The organism is Pseudomonas sp. PDM01 (assembly GCF_014852325.1).
Classification (GTDB): Bacteria; Pseudomonadota; Gammaproteobacteria; order Pseudomonadales; family Pseudomonadaceae; genus Aquipseudomonas; species Aquipseudomonas migulae.
Map to the genome: position 1 here is coordinate 121,588 of NZ_JACVBK010000011.1, position 20,533 is coordinate 142,120.

Genomic DNA, 20,533 nt, shown 5'->3' on the forward strand with positions numbered 1-20,533 from the left:
ATTCACTTGAGCAGCTCCCGGCACACTGGTTTGTCGTGGGCCAGGCCCAGCAGTTCGCAGACGGTGCCGCAGATGTCTGTCTGTTTCGGTTCGGCACCGGCGTTGAAGCTGAAGGCGTCACCGAGCACGAACAGTGGCACTTCGCGTTCTTCCGGCAACAGGCCGTTGTGGGAGCGGTCGTTGTTCATGCCGTGGTCGGCGGTCACCAGCACCTGGTAACCGGCGTCGAGCCAGCCTTGCAGGTAGTCGGCGAGAATAATGTCCGCCGAGCGGGCACTGTTGCGGTATTGCGCGGTGTCGAGGCCGTGCTTGTGCCCGGCGTCGTCGATGTTCATGGGGTGCACCAGGAGAAAGTTCGGTGCATGGCGCAGGCGCAGGTGTTCTGCGTCGGCGAACAGGTGCGAGTCCGGGTAGTGATCGTTCCAGTAAAAGTGCCCGTGCTGGATTGGCAATTCGGGGGCGTCGGTGTGACGGTCCCGGGCGGCCACGAACGGCGAACGGTTGTACAACTCACTGACCCAGTGATAAGCCGCAGCAGCGGTTTTCAGGCCCGCTTCGCTGGCGTAGTGATAAATGCTGCGTTGGTTGGACAGGCGCGAAACGTTGTTGTGAACGATACCGCTATCGATCGGCGTGACGCCGGTCAGGATGCATTCATACAGCGGACGGGACAGGGCCGGCAGTTCGCACTCCAGTTTGTAGAGTGCCGCGCGTCCTGCGCCGACGTAAGCCTGCAGGTGCCCCATGGCGTGGCGCGCAACCTCGTAATTGAGGCCGTCGAGCACGACAAGGATGACGTTGTGCTTCATAGGGGCGGGACTCCGGGAGACTGGAAATATCGTAGAAACCTGTAGGAGCGAAGCTTGCTCGCGAAAGCGTACTTTCAGTCAACATAACTGTTGAATTAAAGTCCCTCTTCGCGGGCAAGCCTCGCTCCTACAAATGAAGCATTACTTCATCTCGACGATGACTTCTTCGTTCCACTTCTGCGGCAGAGCCTTGGAAGTTTTTTCCCACGCATCCGCGTCTTTGATCGGCGTGACCTTTTTGTACTGCTCGTTCGGCAGCAGCTTGGCCTGGACTTCGGCTGGCAGGGTCAGGTGCTCGGCACGGATCGGACGGGCGTTACCCTTGGCCAGGTTGATCTGACCGGCATCGCTGAAGATGTATTCACGAGCCAGTTTGGCGGCGTTCGGGTTCTTGGCGTATTTGTTGATGATGGTGGTGTAACCGGAAATCACCGAACCATCGGAGGGGATCAACACCACGTAGTCATCCGGATTGGCCATCTTGGCCTTGTAGCTCAGACCGTTGAAGTCCCAGACCACGCCGACCTCGATTTCACCCTTTTCCATGGTGGCAATCGTCGGGTTGGCCATGGACAGGCGGCCTTGTTTCGCAATGTCAGCGAACAGCGCCAGGGCAGGCTGGAGGTTTTTTTCGTCGCCGCCGTTGGCAAGGGCCGCCGCCAGAACGCCGTTGGCGGCCTGAGCAGCGGTGCTCACGTCACCGATGGATACTTTGTATTTACCGTTTTTAAGATCGGCCCATTTGGTCGGCGCTTCTGAACCGTGCAGCAGCTTTTTGTTGACGATGAACGCGATGGTGCCGGTGTAGGCCAGTGCCCAGTTGCCGTCCTTATCCTTCGCCCAGGCAGGCACCTGATCCCAGGTGCTTGGCTTGTACGGCTGGACCACGCCTTGCTTGACCGCGATAGGGCCGAACGCTGCACCGACGTCGCCGATGTCGGCCGTGGCGTTGTCTTTTTCAGCGGCGAACTTGGCGATTTCCTGCGCCGAGCTCATGTCGGTGTCGATGTGTTTCAGGCCGTAGATCTTGGCCAGGTCTTCCCAGGTGCCTTTCCAGTTGGCCCAGTCATCGGGCATGCCGACGCTGTTGACCGCACCTTCCGCTTTCGCAGCGGCTTCGAGGGTTTTCAAATCATCAGCCGCCATGGCGGCGGTGCACATGGCAATGGTCGAACCTAACAGTGATGCCAGGAAAAGCTTTTTCATCCGAAGCTCCTTTGGGCGTTTTCAACGCTGCGATTGCGGTTGTGTTGGTCTAGGTCAGCAATACCTGAGCCAATCTAGGCGCCCCTGATGACATTTTGATGTCGACCAGCGGTCCGTCTGCATTTTCTTCAGATCAACGCTCAGGCTTGCGAGTAAGCGTAGACCATGGCTAAAGAACTGATATGAAAGGACTTGGCCGTTAAATTGCACACGTTTGACTGCACCGTTCAGCGCCTTTGTCATCTGTCAGTCATGTGCAGTGCCTAGGCTTGCTGAAAGTTGACGGAGTCGTTTCAAATGACGGTTCTGCTCCGAAACAGTGCTGGTCTAGTCCAGATAGGTAACGTTGATGCGCATCGAGACAACCAAAGCGGTGACAGCCATCGGGCAGGTTCTTCAGGAACAGCTCGACCACGGCCTGTTGGCGCCTGGCAGCAAGTTACCGGCGGAGCGCAAGCTCAGTGAGTTGTTCGGCACGACACGCATTACCGTGCGCGAAGCGTTGTTGCAGCTGGAGGCTCAAGGGCAGATTTATCGCGAAGAGCGCCGGGGCTGGTTCGTGTCGCCACCGCGCCTGGCTTACAACCTGATGCAGCGCAGCCACTTTCACGCGATGGTCAGCGCTCAAGGGCGGGTGCCGTCTACCGAGGTGATTTCGGCACGCTTGCAGCCTGCGTCGGCGGCGGTCTGTGCCTGGTTGCAGTTGCCGGCGTTGTCGAGCGTGATTCAGATCTGCCGCGCTCGGCGAATTGATGAGCGGCTGGTGTTGTACGTGGAGCACTACCTCAATCCGCAGTATTTCCCGGGGATTCTGGAGTTTGATCTGAATCAGTCGATCACCGAGCTGTACGCGCGGCATTACGATTTGCATTACGGGCGGGTGCGCTTCGAGATCGTGCCGACGGCGTTGTCGGTGGATGCGGCGGCGGCGTTACGGGTGTCGGTCGGCAGTCCGGGATTGCGCATCGCCCGGGTCAATTACGACCAACACGAGCGGTTGATCGATTGTGACCTGGAGTTCTGGCGGCACGATGCGATCCATGTCGGTGTTGATGTGGTCTGAGCCTGGCCGCCGCAGGTCTCGGTTTTTCATTACCCGAAGCGGTAAATGTCCATGCCCAGCGCGCCCATGGTGAAACCCTGGTGGCTGACGCTGAATGCTCCGCCGGCACTGCGGGCAAAGTACAACGGCAACAAATGTTCATCGCTCGGGTGGTTGCGCACGGCGTTCGGCGCTTGCTGGCGATAGTCGTGTAACGCGGCTTCGTCGTTGGCCTCAAGTTTCTCGATCATCCAGTCGCGAAACACCTTCGCCCACGGTTCTACGCTTTCCGGTCCGGCGTGCCAGTCCAGTTCGCGCAGGTTGTGGGTGATGCTGCCCGAACCGATCAACAGCACGCCATGTTCGCGCAGGCTGCTCAGGGCATGGCCGACACGGGTTTGCAGCGCAGGACCGCCGCGTGTGGGCAGCGAGACTTGCACCACCGGGACATCCGCCTGCGGGTACATCAACGACAACGGCACCCAGACGCCATGGTCAAAGGGCCGTTTGCTGTCGATGCGGGCGGGCAGGTCACTGCGCTTCAACAACTCGACAACTTCTGCGGCCAGTTGTGGATCGCCGGGTGCCGGGTATTGCACCTCGAACAACGCCTTGGGAAAGCCGCCGAAGTCATGCCAGGTTTCAGGCTGCGGATTGCCGCTGACCAGCAATTCATTGCTTTCCCAATGCGCGGAAACAATCACGATTGCCCGGGGTTTCGGCAATTCGGCAGCCAGGCGCGCGAGGGCCGGCCCGCTGGCACCGGGTTCCAGTGCCAGCATGGGTGAGCCATGAGAGATGTAAAGGCTGGGGAACATGAAGGAGCTCCTGAGAGTAAGATGGGCCCATCTTCAGTCAGATCATTGATCTAAATCTAATATAAGTTTTAGGGTGTTTTGATCGAATTTTCGGAGATATTTATGCAGCCGGAGTTTTGGCACAAGCGATGGCAATCGAATCAGATCGGCTTCCATCTGCCGCAGGTGAACCCTTATCTGCAACGTTTCTGGCCGCAATTGGGGCTGGAGGAGGGGGCGCGCGTACTGGTGCCGTTGTGTGGGAAAAGTCTGGATTTATTGTGGCTGGCGCACCAGGGTCATGAAGTCCTGGGAATTGAGCTGTCGGAAAAGGCTGTCGAAGATTTCTTCAGCGAACATCACTTTGACCCGAACGTCACTGAGCAGGGGCCCTTCAAGGTCTATCGCGCAGGCTCGATCGAGTTGTGGTGTGGTGATTTCTTCGAGTTGACGGCCGGCGATGTTGCCGATTGCGCCGGCCTGTACGACCGGGCGGCACTGATCGCTCTGCCGCCGGCCATGCGCGAGCAATACGCGGCTCATTTGAACCGGATTTTGCCAAAGGACGCGTTGGGGCTTTTGATCACGCTGGATTACGACCAGACGCAAAAAGACGGACCGCCGTTTGCCGTGCTTGATGATGAAGTGCAGCGGTTGTTCGGGGCTGTGTGGTCGTTGAAGATTCTGGAGGATCAGGACGTTCTGGGTGAGAGCTGGAAATTCGTCGAAAGCGGCGTGACGCGGCTTGAGGAGCGGGTTTATCGGGTTTCTGCCCGGTAATTGATGTTGCTTCTACCAGCCTCTTCGCGGGCAAGCCTCGCTCCTACAGGTTTTGTGTAATTCGCCGATTATGTGAACGACACAAATCCTGTAGGAGCGAGGCTTGCCCGCGAAGAGGTCCTGATGAACACCGCATTAATCAAGCAGACAAAAAAAGGCCCGCATCACTGCGGGCCTTTTCTTTTAGTGCCGAGCCTGTCAGCCCCGACGACGCAATGCGTCGATACGCTCTTCCAGCGGCGGGTGGCTCATGAACATGCGGGCGAACCCCTGTTTGATGCCACCGTTGATGCCGAAAGCGTTCAGGGTGTCAGGCATGTGCACCGGCAGCCCTTGTTCCGCACGCAGGCGTTGCAGTGCGCCAATCATCGCGTTGGTGCCCGCCAGGCGTGCACCGGCTTCGTCGGCACGGAACTCGCGTTTGCGCGAGAACCACATGACGATGGAGCTGGCCAGAATGCCCAGCACCAGTTCGGCGACGATGGTCGCGATGTAGTAGGCGATGCCCTGGCCTTCTTCGTTCTTGAAGATCACCTTGTCGACAAAGTTGCCGATGATCCGCGCGAAGAACATGACGAAGGTGTTCACCACGCCCTGGATCAGCGCCAGGGTGACCATGTCGCCATTGGCCACGTGACCGATTTCGTGGGCCAGAACGGCTTTCACTTCATCCGGCGAGAATCGCTCGAGCAAGCCCTGGCTGACCGCGACCAGTGCATCGTTCTTGTTCCAGCCAGTGGCGAACGCGTTCGCCTCGTAGGCCGGGAAAATCCCGACTTCCGGCATCTTGATCCCGGCTTCGCGAGACAGTTGCTCGACCGTTTGCAGCAGCCATTGCTCGTGACGTGTGCGCGGCTGGGTGATGATTTGGGTGCTGGTGCTCATCTTCGCCATCCACTTGGAGATGAACAGCGAGAACAGGGAGCCGGCGAAACCAAAGACCGCACAGAAAATCAGCAGCTGATTGAGGTTGAGATCAACCCCATTGGCCGCCATGAACCCGTTGAAGCCGAAAAGGCTCAGGGTGATGCTGGCAATCAGCACGACCGCCAGGTTAGTGGCCAAAAACAGCAGGATGCGCATCATGGTTGTAGAAATCTCCTTTTGCTAAAGATGTAGCGTACTGCGGGGTATATAAGGTGCTGCAACGGGCTATTCAACCGGGTGACTATTTCAAACTGTGTCCTACAGCAACAGTCTAGTCGCTTGCAGGGCATTTCCGACGTGGGCAGGGGAAGTGTTTGTCAGCCGATTCGCGTTGCGGGCCCCGTGATTGTTGGACGCGGTCACAAAGCTTGCTACCGGGCAGCGATTGCAGTGGGGATGTACGGCGAGGCTTAAAGATATGTTGCTGAATTAATCCTCGTGCGACTTTCGTGGAAAAGTCGCACGAGGCCAGTCCGATTACTGGCGATAGGATTTGAGGAAGTTGCCGATTCGTCCGATGGCCATGTCCAGGTCGTCGACACGCGGCAGGGTCACGACGCGGAAGTGGTCCGGCCATGGCCAGTTGAAAGCGGTGCCTTGAACCACCAGCAGCTTTTCCGACAGCAGCAGGTCGAGCACGAATTTTTCGTCGTTGTGGATCGGGCAGACTTTCGGGTCGATGCGCGGGAACGCATACAGCGCGCCCATCGGCTTGACGCAGCTGACACCGGGAATGTCGTTGAGCAATTCCCAGGTACGGTTGCGTTGTTCCAGCAGGCGACCTTGCGGCAGGACCAGATCGTTGATGCTCTGATAACCCCCGAGGGCGGTCTGGATCGCGTGCTGACTCGGAACGTTGGCACACAGGCGCATGTTCGCCAGCATGTCGATGCCTTCAATGTAGCTTTGCGCGTGATGTTTCGGACCGGAGATAGCAATCCAGCCAGAACGGAAACCGGCCACGCGATAGGACTTGGACAGGCCGTTGAAGGTCAGGCACAGCAGGTCAGGGGCCAGGGAGGCGGTGCAGATGTGCACGGCATCGTCGTACAGGATCTTGTCGTAGATCTCGTCAGAAAACACCACCAGGTTGTGCTGACGGGCCAGTTCCAGCATGCCCAGCAGGACTTCCTTCGAATACACCGCGCCGGTCGGGTTGTTCGGGTTGATGATCACCAGGGCCTTGGTGTTCGGGGTGATCTTGGCCTTGATGTCAGCCAGATCCGGCCACCAGTTGGCCTGCTCGTCGCACAGGTAGTGCACCGGGTTGCCGCCCGACAGGCTCACGGCAGCGGTCCACAGCGGGTAGTCCGGAGCCGGCACCAGCACTTCGTCGCCGTTGTTGAGCAGCGCTTGCATCGACATCACGATCAGCTCGGAAACGCCGTTGCCCAGGTAAATGTCTTCAATGCCGACGCCTTCTACCTGCTTCTGCTGGTAGTACTGCATGACGGCTTTACGCGCACTGAACAGGCCTTTGGAATCGCTGTAGCCCTGGGCGGTCGGCAGGTTGCGGATCACGTCCTGGAGGATTTCATCCGGCGCTTCGAAACCAAAAGGCGCCGGGTTGCCGATGTTCAGCTTGAGGATGCGATGGCCTTCCTCTTCCAGGCGTTTGGCGTGCTTGAGCACTGGGCCGCGAATGTCGTAGCAGACGTTGGCGAGCTTGTTCGATTTGCTGACCTGCATGGCGATGTGTTCCCGAAAATGAACGATCCAGGCGGTGTATGAACTACCGTACTGGGAATCCTGCGTATTCACACAGGCCTGGCGCCTTGAGAGGCAGCACCCATAAATCCGTTTGAATGCGCGTGGTCTGGCTGCCAGACTGGCGTTTGACGAGGCGCAATCATACGTGCCGCCCGATCCGTGGAAAAGGTACAGATCGGGCTTTTTCAGCTGCTGAGGTGTGATGATGGAAAAGTTGGAAAAAACCCTGGAAGAATGGCGGGCGATGCTCGATCCGGAGCAGTACAACGTTTGCCGCCTCAAGGGCACCGAACGGCCGTTTTCCGGCAAGTACAACGGCACCAAAACCGACGGTATTTACCACTGCATCTGCTGCAATGAGCCGCTGTTCGACTCAAAAACCAAATTTGACTCCGGCTGCGGCTGGCCGAGTTTCTATGCGCCGATCGGCGACAGCGCCATGACCGAGATTCGAGATGTCAGCCACGGCATGATCCGTACCGAAGTGGTCTGCGCCAAATGCGATGCGCACCTGGGGCATGTGTTCCCGGATGGTCCGCCGCCGACCGGCCTGCGGTATTGCATCAACTCGGTGTGCCTGGATCTCGTTCCGCGTTCGTGATGCGGGCCCTTGTAGGAGCGAAGCTTGCTCGCGAAGGCGTCGGGTCAGTCAACATCAGTGTTGAATGTTAAGACGCCTTCGCGAGCAAGCTTCGCTCCTACAGATATTCGGCATCCAATAATTTAAATTGCACACAATTCAATTGCTCGCTATGTTTGTCTCATCTTCTTTCATTCGAGAGTCCGAATCATGAGCGACAACCTGCTGAGCATCCCTTGCACCACCATCAAGGGTGAGAAAAAGACCCTGGCGGATTACGCCGGCAAAGCGGTGCTGGTGGTCAACACCGCGAGCAAATGTGGCTTCACGCCGCAATACAAAGGGCTGGAAGAGCTGTGGCAGACCTACAAGGATCAAGGTCTGGTGGTGCTCGGTTTCCCGTGCAACCAGTTCGGCAAGCAGGAGCCGGGCAATGAAGGCGCGATTTCCGAGTTCTGTGAACTGAACTTCGGTGTCAGTTTTCCGCTGTTCAAAAAGATCGACGTTAACGGTGCCGATGCCCACCCGCTGTTCGTGCAACTGAAAAAACGCGCACCGGGTGTTCTGGGTTCTCAGGGCATCAAGTGGAACTTCACCAAATTCCTGATCGGCAAGGACGGCCAACTGGTCAAGCGCTTCGCTCCCGCGACCAAGCCGCAAGACCTCAGCCGCGAGATCGAAGCCCTGCTCAAATGAATACCTTGTCCGTCGATTCCCTGAAGCTCGACAGCCAACTCTGCTTCAAGCTGTACGCCGCTTCCCGGGCGGTGATCCGCGCTTACAAGCCGATGCTCGATCAACTCGGCCTGACGTACCCGCAATACCTGGCGATGCTGGTTTTGTGGGAATGGCAGGAGGCGGCGCCGGAGCAGCCGACGGTCAAGGCGTTGGGCGAGCGCCTGGCGCTGGATTCCGGCACGTTGACGCCGCTGCTCAAGCGACTTGAACAACTGCAACTGGTGCAGCGACAGCGTTCAGCGCGGGATGAGCGTGAAGTGCACCTGAGCCTGTCGCCCACGGGCAAGGCGTTGCGCGATCAGGTCGGGCCGCTCAAAGCCCGACTGTTGTGTGACAGCGGTGTCGATCTGGATCGCTTGAATGATCTGCGCGAGGGGCTTGACCACTTGTTGGGACAAATCAAAGCACTGTCGTAGCGGGCATCCACAGGTCAAGCAGGGCGGCCAGTTCTTCCCGGCGGAAAGGTTTGGCCAGGTAATCGCTCATGCCCGCCGCACGGCAGCGTTCGCGTTCCTCGGACATGGCGTTGGCGGTCAGGGCGACGATGGGCAATTGCGGCCAGCGACCGCTGCGACGGATTTGCCGACTGGCTTCGTAGCCGTCCATCACCGGCATATTGCAGTCCATCAGCACCAGATCGAATTCGCTTTGCTCCAGCTGATCCAGGGCCTCGCCGCCGTGGGCGGCGACAATCACCTCGCAGCCGAGTTTTCCGAGCATGCCCTTGGCCACCAATTGATTGACCGGATTATCCTCCACCAGCAGCACCCGTCCGCGCCGCTGGGGAGTGAGCGCCTCCAGTCGCGCATCGTTGATGGTGTTGATTTCCGGCTGCAACACTCGCCGCAGTGTCTGGTACAGCGCATTGCGCGCCAGAGGCCGGGCCTGTTGTTGTAATGGCGCCAGGGCGCTGGCCTGTTCGCTGGGCATGAAACTGCCGTAAGCGGTCACCAGCAGAATCGGTGCGGTACAGGTGGGGCGCAGGCGAAACACGCATTCCGGGCAATCGGTGATGACCACGTCGGACTTCAGACCAATCATCGCGTCATCGATCGAACGCTGCTGATAGTCGAGCCCCCAACCCGGCAACAGACTCTTCAACAGTTCCGCCAGGCCGCTGCTGGCGGTGGTGATCGCGATCACCTTGCCGTGCAGCGTTGCCGGGGCGAAGGCGCGGGTGTGGCTCGGCAGCGGCAGGTCGGCGCAGAACTGGCTGCCGAAACCGGCTTCCGAGCTGATGGTGAGGCGCCCCTGCATGGCTTCGCAGAGGTTGTAAGTCAGCGCCAGCCCAAGCCCGGTGCCGCCAAACTGTCGGGTAATGCCGGCGCCGGCCTGGGTGAATGGCTGGAAAATCTTGACCTGAGCGTCCTGGGCGATGCCGATGCCAGTGTCGCAGACTTCGATTCTGACGCCGTCTTCGTACGTCGACAGGCGGACATCGACCCGGCCGAAACGGGTGAATTTGAGGGCGTTGGACAACAGGTTGCTGACGATCTGCCGGACCCGGGTCGGGTCACCGAGCACCAGCGCCGGGAATGTCGGTTCGATCAGGCACGTCAGTTCGACGCTTGGCGCCGCGTTCTGCGACAGCAGGTTGGCGGTGTCCTCGATCAGCGAACCGAGGTCGAACGGAATGTGTTCGAGTTCAAGCTGACCGGCGTCGAATTTCGACAGGTCGAGAATATCGTTGAGCAACTCCACCAGCACTTTGCCCGAGTCGTGGGCGATGGACAGTTGTTGCTGTTGCTCGGCATTGAGCGGGCCGTCGAGGGACAGCGCGATCATCCCCAGCAAGCCATTGAGGGGCGTGCGGATCTCGTGGCTCATGTTGGCGAGAAATACCGAGCGTGCCTCGGCCATGTCCAGGGCGGTGCTGCGCGCGACTTCCAGTTCCTGGTTGGACTGGCTGAGCCGGCTGTTGATCGCCTTGAGTTCGGCGGTGCGCGCCGACACGATGTTTTCCAGTTGCCCGAGGTAATCGGTCAAACGGTTTTCAGCGTTGCGCCGCTGCTGGATCTCAGTGGCAATGTTCTCGAATTGCTGGTTGGCAACCTTGACCAGCACACCGATCTCATCGTTTTTATGCCCGCTCGGGTACTCCAGCCAGGTCGGTTCGACACTGCGCGGATCGCGGCTGCTGAGTTCGCGGATAACCCGCACCAGCGGTTTGGTCAGCATCACATAGAACAGCGCCAGCAGGATGCCGGTCAGGATCAGGCTGCGGGCAAAGCCATTGAGCAGGGTCACTTCGGCCCGACGCAGGAAGCGGTTGCCGAAAGAATAGGTGTCGACTTCCAGGCGCAAGGTGCCGAGGGATTCGTTGGGCAAGTGATCCAGATACAGCCGGTCTTCGAACGCCCGGTTGGCACCGAACAGGAAGTCGCTGATCACCCGATAGCTGCTCTGCGATGGCGGGCGCTTGACGCTGGCCAGTACCGAGCCGTTGTTGTCGGTGAGTTGCGCAGCGATGATCGCCGGTGAACGCAGCAGGCCCAGGGTCAGTTCCTGGGCGAGTTCGGCGTCGATGTTGTAGGCAATGCGCGAAGCGGGGTTATGGCTGATTTCCAGCAAAGACACTATTTCACGGTTGATGGAGGCGTCTTCACTGGCATAATCGATGCCTATTTGCAGCAGGCTGAGCAGCGTACCCAGAATGAAACCGACCAGCACGGTAAGCCGGGCTTGCTTGTAGGACAGCCGGTTGGTGAACTTGATATCCATGGGGTGTCGAACCACTTCCGTTTCCCTTCGCTGCTCAAGCATAGTCGATCATGCATGGATACCGATGTTCTCGCGAGCCCTTGTGCACGGGATGAACACGTCTGTGAATGCTGTATTTCGTCGCTGTAGCGCCATCATTACTGTGAACGTGCCCGAGGAGAAGACGTGGATTCCCGATTGAATGCTTTTCTTGAACGCGCCGATGCCGTTCTGGCCCGTATCGAACCGCTCTTGCCCGCACCTCGGCAAGCCATCGACTGGACGCATTGCCTGGCCGCACGCTGGCAGCGGGAAGGGCGCAGCGGTTTTCTGCTGCCGCTGCAGGTCAGCCTCGATACGCGGTTGTCCGACCTGATCGGTGTTGACCGCCAAGTAGAGCAACTGGGCCGAAACACTCAACAGTTCCTCGACGGCATGCCGGCCAACCACGCGTTGCTCTGGGGCTCGCGTGGCACCGGTAAATCGTCGCTGGTGCGCGCGCTGCTGGCCGAACACGCCAAGACCGGTCTGCGACTGATCGAGATCGAACGCGATCACTTGGCCGACTTGCCGCGTGTGGTCGAGCAAATCGCCAAACTGCCCCAACGTTTCGTGCTGTTCTGCGATGACCTGTCGTTCGAGGCGGGCGAGGGCGACTATCGCGTGCTCAAGAGCGTGCTCGACGGCTCTCTCGAACAGGCGCCGGACAACGTTTTGCTGTACGCCACTTCAAACCGTCGCCACCTGGTGCCGGAAAAGGAAAGCGATAACGAAAACTGGAAAAGGGTCGACGGCGAATTGCACCCCAGCGAGGCCGTGGAAGACAAGATCGCGCTGTCGGACCGTTTCGGCCTGTGGTTGTCGTTCTATCCGTTCACGCAGGAACACTTCCTCAATGTGGTCGAGCACTGGATCGGTCAACTGGCCGACAAGGCCGGCCTGAAGTGGCAGCGTGACGAAGAACTGGACATCCTCGCGGTGCGTTGGGCCACCGGCCGAGGCAATCGCAACGGACGTTGCGCCTATCAATTTGCCCGCTATTGGGTCGGGCTGAAGCTGTTGGAGCACAAGGCATGATCGATTTACAACAAAGCGGCCAAGGCCTCGAAGGCTACGGCATGCTGCACGCGCAGCTGGAATCCTTGCTGGCGGACGAGCGTGATTTCATCGCCAACGCCGCACAGTTTTCCGCGTTCCTGTACAACCAGCTCGACGACTTGAACTGGGCCGGTTTCTACCTCAATCGCAATGAAGAGCTGGTGCTGGGTCCGTTCCAGGGGCAGATCGCCTGCGTGCGCATCCCGTTCGGTCGTGGCGTGTGCGGGACGGCGGCGGCGACGTTGCAGACTCAGTTGGTCGAAGACGTGCACGCCTTTCCCGGGCACATCGCCTGCGACAGCGCGTCGAACAGCGAACTGGTTGTGCCGCTGGTCAAGGACGGCCGCCTGATCGGCGTGCTGGACCTCGACAGCCCGAAACTGGCGCGCTTCACCGAACATGATCAAGCCGGGATTGAAAAGCTGGCGGCCATCTTCCTGCGCCTGACCGACTGCTGATCACGCCCTCAAGCCTGCCTTGGCCAGCAGGCCTGGCGGGTCTACGGCATCGATCTGTTGCGGATCGAGAAATCGCTCGGCGTATTGCCGGTAGATTTCGGCGTTGATGAAGAGCCTGAACAGTTCCGGGTCGATGTGGGCGTCACGGCACATGGTGGCCATGATGCCCAGTGCTTCGCTCAACGGCTTGGCTTTCTTGTAGGGACGATCGGCGGCGGTCAGCGCTTCGAAAATATCGGCAATCGCCATCATCCGCGCCGGCAGGCTCATTTCCTCGCGCTTCAACTGTTTTGGATAACCGGTGCCGTCCATTTTTTCGTGGTGGCCGCCGGCGATTTCCGCGACGTTGTTGAGGTGGCCGGGGAAGGGCAGGTGGCTGAGCATCAGGATCGTCTGCACCATGTGGTGATTGATGATGTAACGCTCCTCGCGCGTCAACGTGCCTCGGGCGATGCTCAGGTTGTAGAGCTCGCCCCGGTTGTACTTGTAGCGGGGCACATCGAGTTTGAACCCCCAGGGATTGTCTTCCGGCATCAGCTCGCCTTCGGCGCGTTCGAACAGATGCTCCGGTTTGTCCGCCAGCAGCGGCTCGCTGACCGGCAGGGTTGGCGCCGATGTTCGCGCCTGACGCCGGTTCTCTTCCCAGGAAACGCCCAGCCGGTCATCAAGGGTTCGGGTCCAGGTGCGCTGGGCCAGGTTGCGCAGGCGTTGCAAATCGGACTCGGCCATCGCCTCGCCACCCAGATTGCAGCGGGCAACAAACGCGAAATCATCGTCCAGCGCCGCCAGAGTGGCATCGCGCAGTTCCGCCAGGTGCTGCTCGTCACCGCCCAGGGCAACGGCTTGCCAGTAGCTGATCCAGGCATCGCGCTTGAGCACTTCGAAGCGGGTGCGGATTTCGTGGATGCGGTCGTTCAGGGTTTCCAGCTTGGTGGCTTTATCGACCACGTACTCAGGTGTGGTGACCTTGCCGCAATCATGTAGCCAAGCGGCGATGTGCAGCGCTTCCCACTCGTCCTCGGTCGGTTGATAACTGCTGAAGGCCGGGTCCTGACTCGCCGCGGCAGCCTGGGCGAGCATCAACGTCAGCGCCGGCACTCGCTGACAATGGCCGCCGGTGTAAGGGCTTTTCGCGTCGATGGCACCGGCCAGCAGTTGAATGAACGCGTCCAGCAGCTGTTTTTGTTTGGCTTGCAGGCGCTGACTTTCGATACTCACGGCGGCCGCGCCGGACACAGCCTGAAGGAACGCGATACGGTCCGGACGAAGCTTTTCCAGATCACTTTGATCGCCGCTGTCCGCCAGCAACAGGACCAGCAGGCCCACGGTTTCGTTATGGCGATTGTGCAGGCGGATACCGATCAGATGCACCCGCGGGCATTCCATCGTCAGCAACACTTTCTGCAAATCCCCCACTTGTTCGAAACCGAGAGTGGTGACCACGTTGTCGGCATGCGACAGCTGCTGTAGCCAGGCAGGGCTCTGTGGATCCTGGAGTTCATGGCTGCGAATGTCGAACGCGGGCAATGCCTGTGAAATGTCGTTGATGACCAGGCCATGAGGTGTCATGCGATCGCCGTCATTTTCCCGCAGATAGATCAGGCCCGCCTGGGCCTGGCCGATTTTCACGGTTTCGAACAACACCCTTTCCAGCAAGGGGGCAAACCGGGTCTCGGCGCTCAGGCTGTCGGTGATCCGGAAAAAACTCGCCAGGGTGTCTTTCATGCGCGCCATCGACACGCTCAGTTGGTCGACTTCGAGTACCGGAGAGCGACGGGAGGCCGGAAATTTGAAATTGAAACTGCGAATCGCATCGGCTTCCTGCACCAGAGCACGCAGGGGGGTGACCAGAATTCTGGAGGTCAACCAGCCCAAGGGCAGGCACAAAAGCAACGTGGCCAGCGTAATCAGCGCGCCCTGCCAACGCATGCGGTAGGCATCGGCGAGCAATTCGTCTTCCGGTACCAGCAGCGCCAGTTGCAGCCCCTGCGGACCACCTTCCTGCATGCTGCTGCGGGCAACGATCCACTGCCGGCCGGCGGCCCTCAGCCGATTGCCTGTTGGCGGGTTGTTCAGCAATGCGCCGAGGCCGGGACTCAGGTCGGCAGCCTTGCTCAAGCGTGCGGTCTGATCGTCGACGATCAGTTTGTTGCTGTCGGGGTATGCGATGGCATTGCCCTGGGCATCGAACAGCACGATTTCGGTATTGGGGGTTACAACGTGCTTGGCCAGCGTCGCGGACAGTTCCGCCAGGGTCAGGTCGGCGCCCATGATGGCGTGCTCGCCGCTGCGCCGGGCGAGGGTGGTGCCGACATTGCGGGTGGAGAAAAAGAGGTAGGGCTCGGTGGTGATCTGATCGCTGTCGCCGCGAGCGCTGGAATACCAGGCGCGGGTGCGCGGATCGTAGGTGTCGTCGGGGTTGTCGTGACGGCTGAGGAGGTTTAGGTCCTGATCGAAAAACAATGACTGGGAATGCACCGGGCCGCGGTTTTGCTCGATGCTCCAGACTTGATAAACCGCTTTGTCCGGGGCCTTGAGCAGCGCTTTCAGGGCGGCGGTTCGCAAGGGGCGAACCATGAAGAAATCACCGTTGTCGTAACCCAGATACAGCGAGGCCAGGTCAGGATTGTCCTTGAGCGACTGGCTGAAGGGTTTGAGCAATGCCAGGCGCTGTTCCAGGTCAGGCGCCTGCGCCGCCGGGTTGAACACCAACAGGCTCAACAGATGGCGAATGGGCCCATAGGTGGCGTGCAGGTCCAGGCGGACATCCTGCTCGATGCGCTCGAAGAGCTTCTCACTGCTGGACAGAATGATTTGCGTGGTTTGCCCATAGTTGAAAATGCCCAGCACCACGCCAGTCAGCAGCAACAGGAAGGTGAACATCACGCTGATATGGACGTGCAGGGGAAACCGTCGTTGATCCGGGCGCAGTGGGCTGGTCATTGCGGGGTCTCTCCATGATGTTTAACACACTGCTCAGCGACCAAGCATAGTTAAGGCTCCGTCATTCTGCTTTTGTCGTTTTGTCCAATTTGTTGCTGCAATGCCTGCTCCAGTTCAAGCATGGCGCGCTCCATGGCTTTGCAGCATTGCGCCACTTCTTCGTGATGGAAGACGCCATGGCAGACCTGCTCAAGCGCCTCGCAGCTGCCCATCAAGCGAGTGGCCTGGACAATGCGCGCGGCGCCCTTGATTTTGTGGGCGACGTCGAGAAAAGCCCGCGGGTCTTTTGACCGGGATAATGCCCGCAGCGCTTGCAGGTCCTGGCGGTTACTGCTCTGCAGTTCGGTCAACAATCGCCTGTCCATCACTGGGTTGCCACCGGTCAACAGGTGCAGCCCTTGCAGGCTGAAGGCGGGATCGCGAACAGGCGGTTTGATGCCGGCCACCCATTCGCTCAACGCGGTCAGCGTCAGTGGCTTGAACAGGCAGTCGTCCATCCCGGCTTGTTTGCAGCGCAGTAATTCTTCGGGCTGTGCGTTGGCGGTGAAACCGAGCACGGTGCAGGGCGGTCGTTTCGAATGCTGTTCATGGCGGCGAATGGCGCGGGTCAGCTCGTATCCGTTCATGATCGGCATGTTGCAATCGACAATCACCAGATCGAACAGCCCGTTATTCCACGCTTCCAGTCCTGCTTCGCCGTCTTCTGCGACGCTGAATCGATGCCCCAGAAATTCCAGTTGCTGACACATCAGCAAGCGATTGGCCGGGTGATCGTCGACCACCAGAACGTTCAAGGGCGTCGTCGTGTGGATGGGCACTTCGGCGGCTTTCGGCACCTGTTCGACGGGCACTGTGGCCAGGTGCAGCGAAACCTGAACCTGCGTGCCTACCCCCGGCTGGCTGCTCAAATGCAGGCTGCCGCCCATCATTTCGCACAGGCTTCGGCTGATCACCAGACCCAACCCGGCGCCGCCTCTGCCGGCCTGCCCTTGGTCATTGGCCTGGGCGAAAGGTTCGAACAGCCGTTGCTGATCCTGTTCGCTGATACCGATGCCGCTGTCCTCAACCAGCAACAGCATCCGGATGTGCCCGGGCTCGGTGCCCGGGAGCAACTCAACGGTGATTCTGACCTCGCCTTGCTCGGTGAATTTAATGGCGTTGCTGACCAGATTCGACAGCACCTGCTTGAAACGCATTGGGTCCAGCAGGACACCGACGGGCGGGTTGGCCGGGTTGAACTCAAGTCGCAGATCGAGGTTTTTCTGGCGGGCCAGCCCATCGAAGATCCTTGCCACCGAGCCGATGATTTCAAGCGGATTGACGCGTTGCGGGCTCAGGCTCAAGCGCCCGGATTCGATGCGGGCGATGTCGAGAATGTCCCCGATCAGTGCCAGCAGGTCCTTCGCCGAGTTGTACGCCACGTCGATGGCCGGGCGATCCGGATGGTTGCGATCGATCCGCCTCAGCGTCAGTTCGAGCATGCCGATGACGGCATTCATCGGGGTGCGGATTTCATGGCTCATGGTCGCCAGGAACGTGCTTTTGGCCCGGTTGGCTTCATCGGCGCGATCTTTCGCGCAGCGCAGCTCGTCGAACAGTTGCCGCCGTTCACGCAATTGATCGTTCAACGCACGCTCAGCCGCCTGGCGTTGTTTTATCTGGCGACGCATGTAAGCGTTCCACGCCGCGGAAATCAGCAGCAGTACGCCGGCACCGATAACGATCTGATAGAACAATCGCTGGTAGTTGCGCCAGGTACTTTGCGACGACGCCGAATAGCCACGCCAGCGGCTGTTGATGATGCCGAGTTCTTCCGGCGCGATGCTCAGCAGCGCCTTGTTGAGGATGGCGTTGAGTTCTTTGGCGTCTTGCCCGGTCGCCAGCGAGAACGCGGCCTGGCGGGTGCCGATGGTGGTGCTGATCTGAAGCGTGTGTTCAAAGAGACGCGATGACATGAAGTAGTTGGCGATCACCAGAGAGTTCACCGCACCTTCCGCTTTGCCTTCGGCGAGCAACTCAACCGCGCTGAACGTGTCTGGCGTCTCTATCAGCTTGATTCGCGGGAACTCGCGACGCAGGTAATCCACCAGTGGGTTGCCTTGGGCGATGGTCAGGCGCTTGCCTTGCAGTTGCTCAAGGTTGATCGGGCTGTCGGTGGCTTTGCGCGTCAGCAACACAAAGGAGTTTTGCAGATAGGGACGGGTGAAGTTCAGGATCGTTTCACGTTCATCGCTGGGGAGCAGGGCAGCAATCACGTCGGCCTGATGGTCTTTGATCTGTTTAATCATCTCGTCGTCGCTTCGGCTGCGTCGGATATCGAAGCGCAGGCCGGTACGCAATCTGATCAGTTCAAGCAGGTCTGCGGTAACGCCGCGAAAGTTGCCATCGCTGTCGAAAAACGTCAGCGGTGCATAGGCTTCATTGACCACCACGCGCACCACCGGATGTTGTGCGAGCCAGCGTTCTTCGAGGTGGGTGAGCTGCAGTTTCTGGTCGGTGAGCAGGATGTCGCTGCCGGCACTCCAGCGTTCGGCAATGTTTTCCCGCTCGCTGGCGGGGATGGCCATGAGCATCGCGTTGATGATTGCGAGCAGTTCCGGGTTGTCTTTGTGCACGGCAAAACTGAATCCGTGGGCCTCGTGTTTGCCGAAGTTGGCCATGCGGATATTGTTCAGGTAACCCTTGTTGATCATGTAGTGGGTCGAGATGGTGTCGCCGAGAAAGACGTCGGCCTGGTCGAAAGCCACGGCATTGATTGCATTCTGGTAGGACGGATAAGACGTGATGATGGCTTTGGGATACAGGGCCCGGACTTCCTCCAGCGGCAAATAGTGATACACCATGCTCAACCGCAGACCGGCGAGGCCGTCGGTCAGGGATCGGGTTTCTCCTTCCCGTGTCACCAGAACCGGCTGGTCCACGGCGTAGGGGGTTGAAAGCACGATATCGGCGTTATGAGCCTCGAATCCATTGGCGGTGCCGAGCAGATCGACCTCGCCTTTTTCGAGCGCCTTGATCGCAGCCCCTCGGGACGCGAAGCGCTGCACCTTGATCGGCAAACCGATGGCCTTGCCGAGGAGGCCCGCATAATCGGCGGTGAAACCTTCGTAATCCTGGCCGCTGACGGTCAGGTCGAAAGGTGGGTAGTCCGGCGCTGACGTGCCGAGAATCAGCTGCCGTTTACTGGTGATCCATTGTTGTTGTGCTTGATCCAGTTGGACGTCCAGGTGTCCGGCCGTTGAGCGACTGAGCAGGTTGTAGTGCTCGCTGGCTGGCTGTGCGGCAAGCACCGAAGAGGTCAGGCATACGGCGGCCATGAGTAGCAGATAATCCTTTATGCGACTGGGCATCCTGTGTCTCACACCAATGCGTTACGTTTTGCCATCTCGATGAGTTCAACCAGGGATTTGGCTCTGAGTTTTTGCATGAGTCTTTTTTTGTAGGTGCTCACAGTCTTGTTGCTGAGAAACATGCCTTTGGCAATTTCCTTGTTGGTGCGGCCCTGGGCAAAAAGTTGCAACACCATCAGCTCTCGGTCGTTGACTGACTTGAACAGTTCCAGTTCTGCACAGCGCACCTCATCGCCGCGAACAGGATTCAGGGCCTGGCTCGGGAAGTAGTTGTAACCGGACAATACTGCTTTGATAGCACTCACCAGTTCACTCAGGTCTTCCTGTTTGCATACATAACCTGAAGCACCGGACTGCATGCAGCGAATACCGAAAAGTGTCGGGCATTGTGCAGTTAATACCAGTGTTTTCAGGGGGGTACTCATTGCGTTGAAGCGGGCGAGAACTTCGAGGCCATCCAGTTTCGGAATGCTGATATCGAGAATGACCAGGTCGGGCATGCATTCGCGAACCATCTGCATGGCATCGACCCCATTGTCGGTTTCGCCGACGACTTTGTAGCCTTCGTGCTCCAGCAACATTCGGACGGCGAGACGGATGACGGGGTGATCGTCGACAATAAAAACGGAGTTCATAATCAAATCCCATACGAGCTCTAATAAAGCGCGCACCTTAGCTCAGATAGTTGAGGGGACGCATGAACTGACAGACCTCAAGCAGCAATATAGGAATAATCCTACAAGCGAATAGGAAAGGGGCTACGAATCAACTAGGTTTTTAATGAAGATGGCTGGAAGTTGCGTGTGGTCAGTCAGTCTGTTGGGAGTTTTTATTTGTTGTTTTCAAGTTGTGTATCGAAAAGCAGTTATCGCACTTGTGCTGTTTTTATAATGAGGCCAAGGTCAATAAGTTTCTGAATTCGGATTGTTTCAAGGGTTTGATCAAATAACCAAGTAAGGGTAGCCCCCGCTCGTTGGCTGTTTTCTCAATTTCATCAAGTTCTGTACAACTCAGGCTGCTTAACAGTATGGCCTGCCTGATCATTCCTCGATGACTGGCGAACTGGACAAGATCAAGTCCGGGAAGGTCGGGCAAACATTGATCGCACAATAGAATATCGAACGGTTGCACAGCCCTGAACATTTGCTGCAACGCGCCTTTGGCACTGTCGGTGGTGGTCACTTGAGTGAAGCCGTAACTTTCAAGCAGGTACTGAGTTGCCCTGAGTTGAAAGGGATGATCTTCCACCAGCAGGATGCGCAGGTCGTCTTTGAACATGGAGTTACTCACGCTTCGTCTCTGGGACGCGTGATTATTTCGCGAGTATTCCGAGTAATCGATCAGCTTGCTCGACGTGAGGTGTAGGGCGATTCAGCGAACGTTGAGTGCACTTGG

General features: G+C 58.6%; 17 protein-coding genes. 7 read left to right on the forward strand and 10 right to left on the reverse strand.

All coding sequences use genetic code 11. The features are described 5' to 3' along the window. Positions 1 to 2: 2 nt before the first annotated feature. Positions 3 to 809: an alkaline phosphatase family protein gene (locus IB246_RS25315; RefSeq protein ID WP_008040899.1), complete on the reverse strand. Its 807-nt coding sequence runs from the start codon at positions 807 to 809 to the stop codon at positions 3 to 5. 141 nt (positions 810 to 950) lie between these two features. Further along, complete coding sequence (locus tag IB246_RS25320) at positions 951 to 2,015, reverse strand: ABC transporter substrate-binding protein (protein WP_008044353.1); 1,065 nt, start codon at positions 2,013 to 2,015, stop codon at positions 951 to 953. Positions 2,016 to 2,364: 349 nt separating this feature from the next. Here IB246_RS25320 and IB246_RS25325 point away from each other — a divergent pair, with 349 nt between their 5' ends. Then, complete coding sequence (locus tag IB246_RS25325) at positions 2,365 to 3,078, forward strand: UTRA domain-containing protein (protein WP_008030372.1); 714 nt, start codon at positions 2,365 to 2,367, stop codon at positions 3,076 to 3,078. 29 nt (positions 3,079 to 3,107) lie between these two features. Here the strand turns inward: IB246_RS25325 and IB246_RS25330 are convergent, their stop codons facing one another. Next, positions 3,108 to 3,875, reverse strand: coding sequence for a DODA-type extradiol aromatic ring-opening family dioxygenase (locus IB246_RS25330; protein WP_008044355.1), 768 nt, complete (start codon positions 3,873 to 3,875; stop codon positions 3,108 to 3,110). 102 nt (positions 3,876 to 3,977) lie between these two features. On the opposite strand from IB246_RS25330, the gene IB246_RS25335 reads away from it, so the two are divergent. Further along, a complete protein-coding gene (locus IB246_RS25335) occupies positions 3,978 to 4,634 on the forward strand; it encodes a thiopurine S-methyltransferase (RefSeq protein ID WP_008044357.1) in 657 nt (218 codons plus the stop codon). A gap of 198 nt (positions 4,635 to 4,832) precedes the next feature. On the opposite strand, the gene htpX is transcribed toward IB246_RS25335, so the two are convergent. Beyond that, positions 4,833 to 5,720, reverse strand: a complete 888-nt coding sequence (gene htpX, locus IB246_RS25340; protein ID WP_008044359.1) for a protease HtpX — start codon at positions 5,718 to 5,720, stop codon at positions 4,833 to 4,835. 318 nt (positions 5,721 to 6,038) lie between these two features. Then, a complete protein-coding gene (locus IB246_RS25345; protein WP_008030363.1) occupies positions 6,039 to 7,250 on the reverse strand; it encodes a pyridoxal phosphate-dependent aminotransferase in 1,212 nt (403 codons plus the stop codon). 226 nt (positions 7,251 to 7,476) lie between these two features. Here IB246_RS25345 and msrB point away from each other — a divergent pair, with 226 nt between their 5' ends. The 3 genes from msrB (at position 7,477) to IB246_RS25360 (ending at position 9,005) form a co-directional block, all read left to right on the forward strand. Then, on the forward strand, positions 7,477 to 7,872 hold the full coding sequence (msrB, locus tag IB246_RS25350; RefSeq protein ID WP_008044361.1) for a peptide-methionine (R)-S-oxide reductase MsrB: 396 nt from the start codon (positions 7,477 to 7,479) through the stop codon (positions 7,870 to 7,872). A gap of 189 nt (positions 7,873 to 8,061) precedes the next feature. After that, positions 8,062 to 8,547: a glutathione peroxidase gene (locus tag IB246_RS25355; RefSeq protein ID WP_008030357.1), complete on the forward strand. Its 486-nt coding sequence runs from the start codon at positions 8,062 to 8,064 to the stop codon at positions 8,545 to 8,547. Beyond that, complete coding sequence (locus IB246_RS25360) at positions 8,544 to 9,005, forward strand: MarR family winged helix-turn-helix transcriptional regulator (RefSeq protein WP_008030355.1); 462 nt, start codon at positions 8,544 to 8,546, stop codon at positions 9,003 to 9,005. The genes IB246_RS25355 and IB246_RS25360 overlap by 4 nt, the downstream gene beginning before the upstream one ends. Here the strand turns inward: IB246_RS25360 and IB246_RS25365 are convergent. Continuing rightward, complete coding sequence (locus tag IB246_RS25365; RefSeq protein WP_008044362.1) at positions 8,989 to 11,310, reverse strand: response regulator; 2,322 nt, start codon at positions 11,308 to 11,310, stop codon at positions 8,989 to 8,991. The two genes, IB246_RS25360 and IB246_RS25365, sit on opposite strands and share 17 nt — an antisense overlap. 165 nt (positions 11,311 to 11,475) lie before the next feature. Between IB246_RS25365 and IB246_RS25370 the strand changes: the two genes are divergently transcribed. Together IB246_RS25370 and IB246_RS25375 are read left to right on the forward strand one after the other, a co-directional pair. Then, positions 11,476 to 12,366 carry an ATP-binding protein gene (locus tag IB246_RS25370; RefSeq protein ID WP_008030353.1) on the forward strand — a complete coding sequence of 297 codons (891 nt, stop codon included), beginning with the start codon at positions 11,476 to 11,478 and terminating at the stop codon, positions 12,364 to 12,366. Next, entirely contained in the window at positions 12,363 to 12,845 is a 483-nt protein-coding gene (locus IB246_RS25375) for a GAF domain-containing protein (protein ID WP_008030351.1), read from the forward strand. Before IB246_RS25370 ends, IB246_RS25375 begins: the two co-directional genes overlap by 4 nt. Here IB246_RS25375 and IB246_RS25380 read toward each other — a convergent pair whose 3' ends face one another. The 4 genes from IB246_RS25380 to IB246_RS25395 form a co-directional block, all read right to left on the reverse strand. Further along, a complete protein-coding gene (locus IB246_RS25380; protein WP_008044365.1) occupies positions 12,846 to 15,788 on the reverse strand; it encodes an HD domain-containing phosphohydrolase in 2,943 nt (980 codons plus the stop codon). A 50-nt stretch (positions 15,789 to 15,838) separates the two neighbouring features. Then, a complete protein-coding gene (locus IB246_RS25385) occupies positions 15,839 to 19,138 on the reverse strand; it encodes a transporter substrate-binding domain-containing protein (RefSeq protein WP_008044367.1) in 3,300 nt (1,099 codons plus the stop codon). An 8-nt stretch (positions 19,139 to 19,146) separates the two neighbouring features. Beyond that, positions 19,147 to 19,773, reverse strand: coding sequence for a response regulator transcription factor (locus IB246_RS25390; protein ID WP_008030344.1), 627 nt, complete (start codon positions 19,771 to 19,773; stop codon positions 19,147 to 19,149). A 250-nt stretch (positions 19,774 to 20,023) separates the two neighbouring features. Then, complete coding sequence (locus IB246_RS25395; protein WP_008044369.1) at positions 20,024 to 20,416, reverse strand: response regulator; 393 nt, start codon at positions 20,414 to 20,416, stop codon at positions 20,024 to 20,026. Positions 20,417 to 20,533: the final 117 nt, after the last annotated feature.

Bases quoted from the DNA above. Each gene is read 5' to 3' on its own strand.
- IB246_RS25315 (WP_008040899.1), bottom strand. From the start codon at position 809: ATGAAGCACAACGTCATCCTTGTCGTGCTCGACGGCCTCAATTACGAG.
- IB246_RS25385 (WP_008044367.1), bottom strand. From the start codon at position 19,138: ATGCCCAGTCGCATAAAGGATTATCTGCTACTCATGGCCGCCGTATGC.
- IB246_RS25375 (WP_008030351.1), top strand. From the start codon at position 12,363: ATGATCGATTTACAACAAAGCGGCCAAGGCCTCGAAGGCTACGGCATG.
- IB246_RS25390 (WP_008030344.1), bottom strand. From the start codon at position 19,773: ATGAACTCCGTTTTTATTGTCGACGATCACCCCGTCATCCGTCTCGCC.
- IB246_RS25355 (WP_008030357.1), top strand. From the start codon at position 8,062: ATGAGCGACAACCTGCTGAGCATCCCTTGCACCACCATCAAGGGTGAG.
- IB246_RS25320 (WP_008044353.1), bottom strand. From the start codon at position 2,015: ATGAAAAAGCTTTTCCTGGCATCACTGTTAGGTTCGACCATTGCCATG.
- IB246_RS25365 (WP_008044362.1), bottom strand. From the start codon at position 11,310: ATGGATATCAAGTTCACCAACCGGCTGTCCTACAAGCAAGCCCGGCTT.
- htpX (WP_008044359.1), bottom strand. From the start codon at position 5,720: ATGATGCGCATCCTGCTGTTTTTGGCCACTAACCTGGCGGTCGTGCTG.
- msrB (WP_008044361.1), top strand. From the start codon at position 7,477: ATGGAAAAGTTGGAAAAAACCCTGGAAGAATGGCGGGCGATGCTCGAT.
- IB246_RS25325 (WP_008030372.1), top strand. From the start codon at position 2,365: ATGCGCATCGAGACAACCAAAGCGGTGACAGCCATCGGGCAGGTTCTT.
- IB246_RS25380 (WP_008044365.1), bottom strand. From the start codon at position 15,788: ATGACCAGCCCACTGCGCCCGGATCAACGACGGTTTCCCCTGCACGTC.
- IB246_RS25345 (WP_008030363.1), bottom strand. From the start codon at position 7,250: ATGCAGGTCAGCAAATCGAACAAGCTCGCCAACGTCTGCTACGACATT.
- IB246_RS25360 (WP_008030355.1), top strand. From the start codon at position 8,544: ATGAATACCTTGTCCGTCGATTCCCTGAAGCTCGACAGCCAACTCTGC.
- IB246_RS25330 (WP_008044355.1), bottom strand. From the start codon at position 3,875: ATGTTCCCCAGCCTTTACATCTCTCATGGCTCACCCATGCTGGCACTG.
- IB246_RS25335 (WP_008044357.1), top strand. From the start codon at position 3,978: ATGCAGCCGGAGTTTTGGCACAAGCGATGGCAATCGAATCAGATCGGC.
- IB246_RS25395 (WP_008044369.1), bottom strand. From the start codon at position 20,416: ATGTTCAAAGACGACCTGCGCATCCTGCTGGTGGAAGATCATCCCTTT.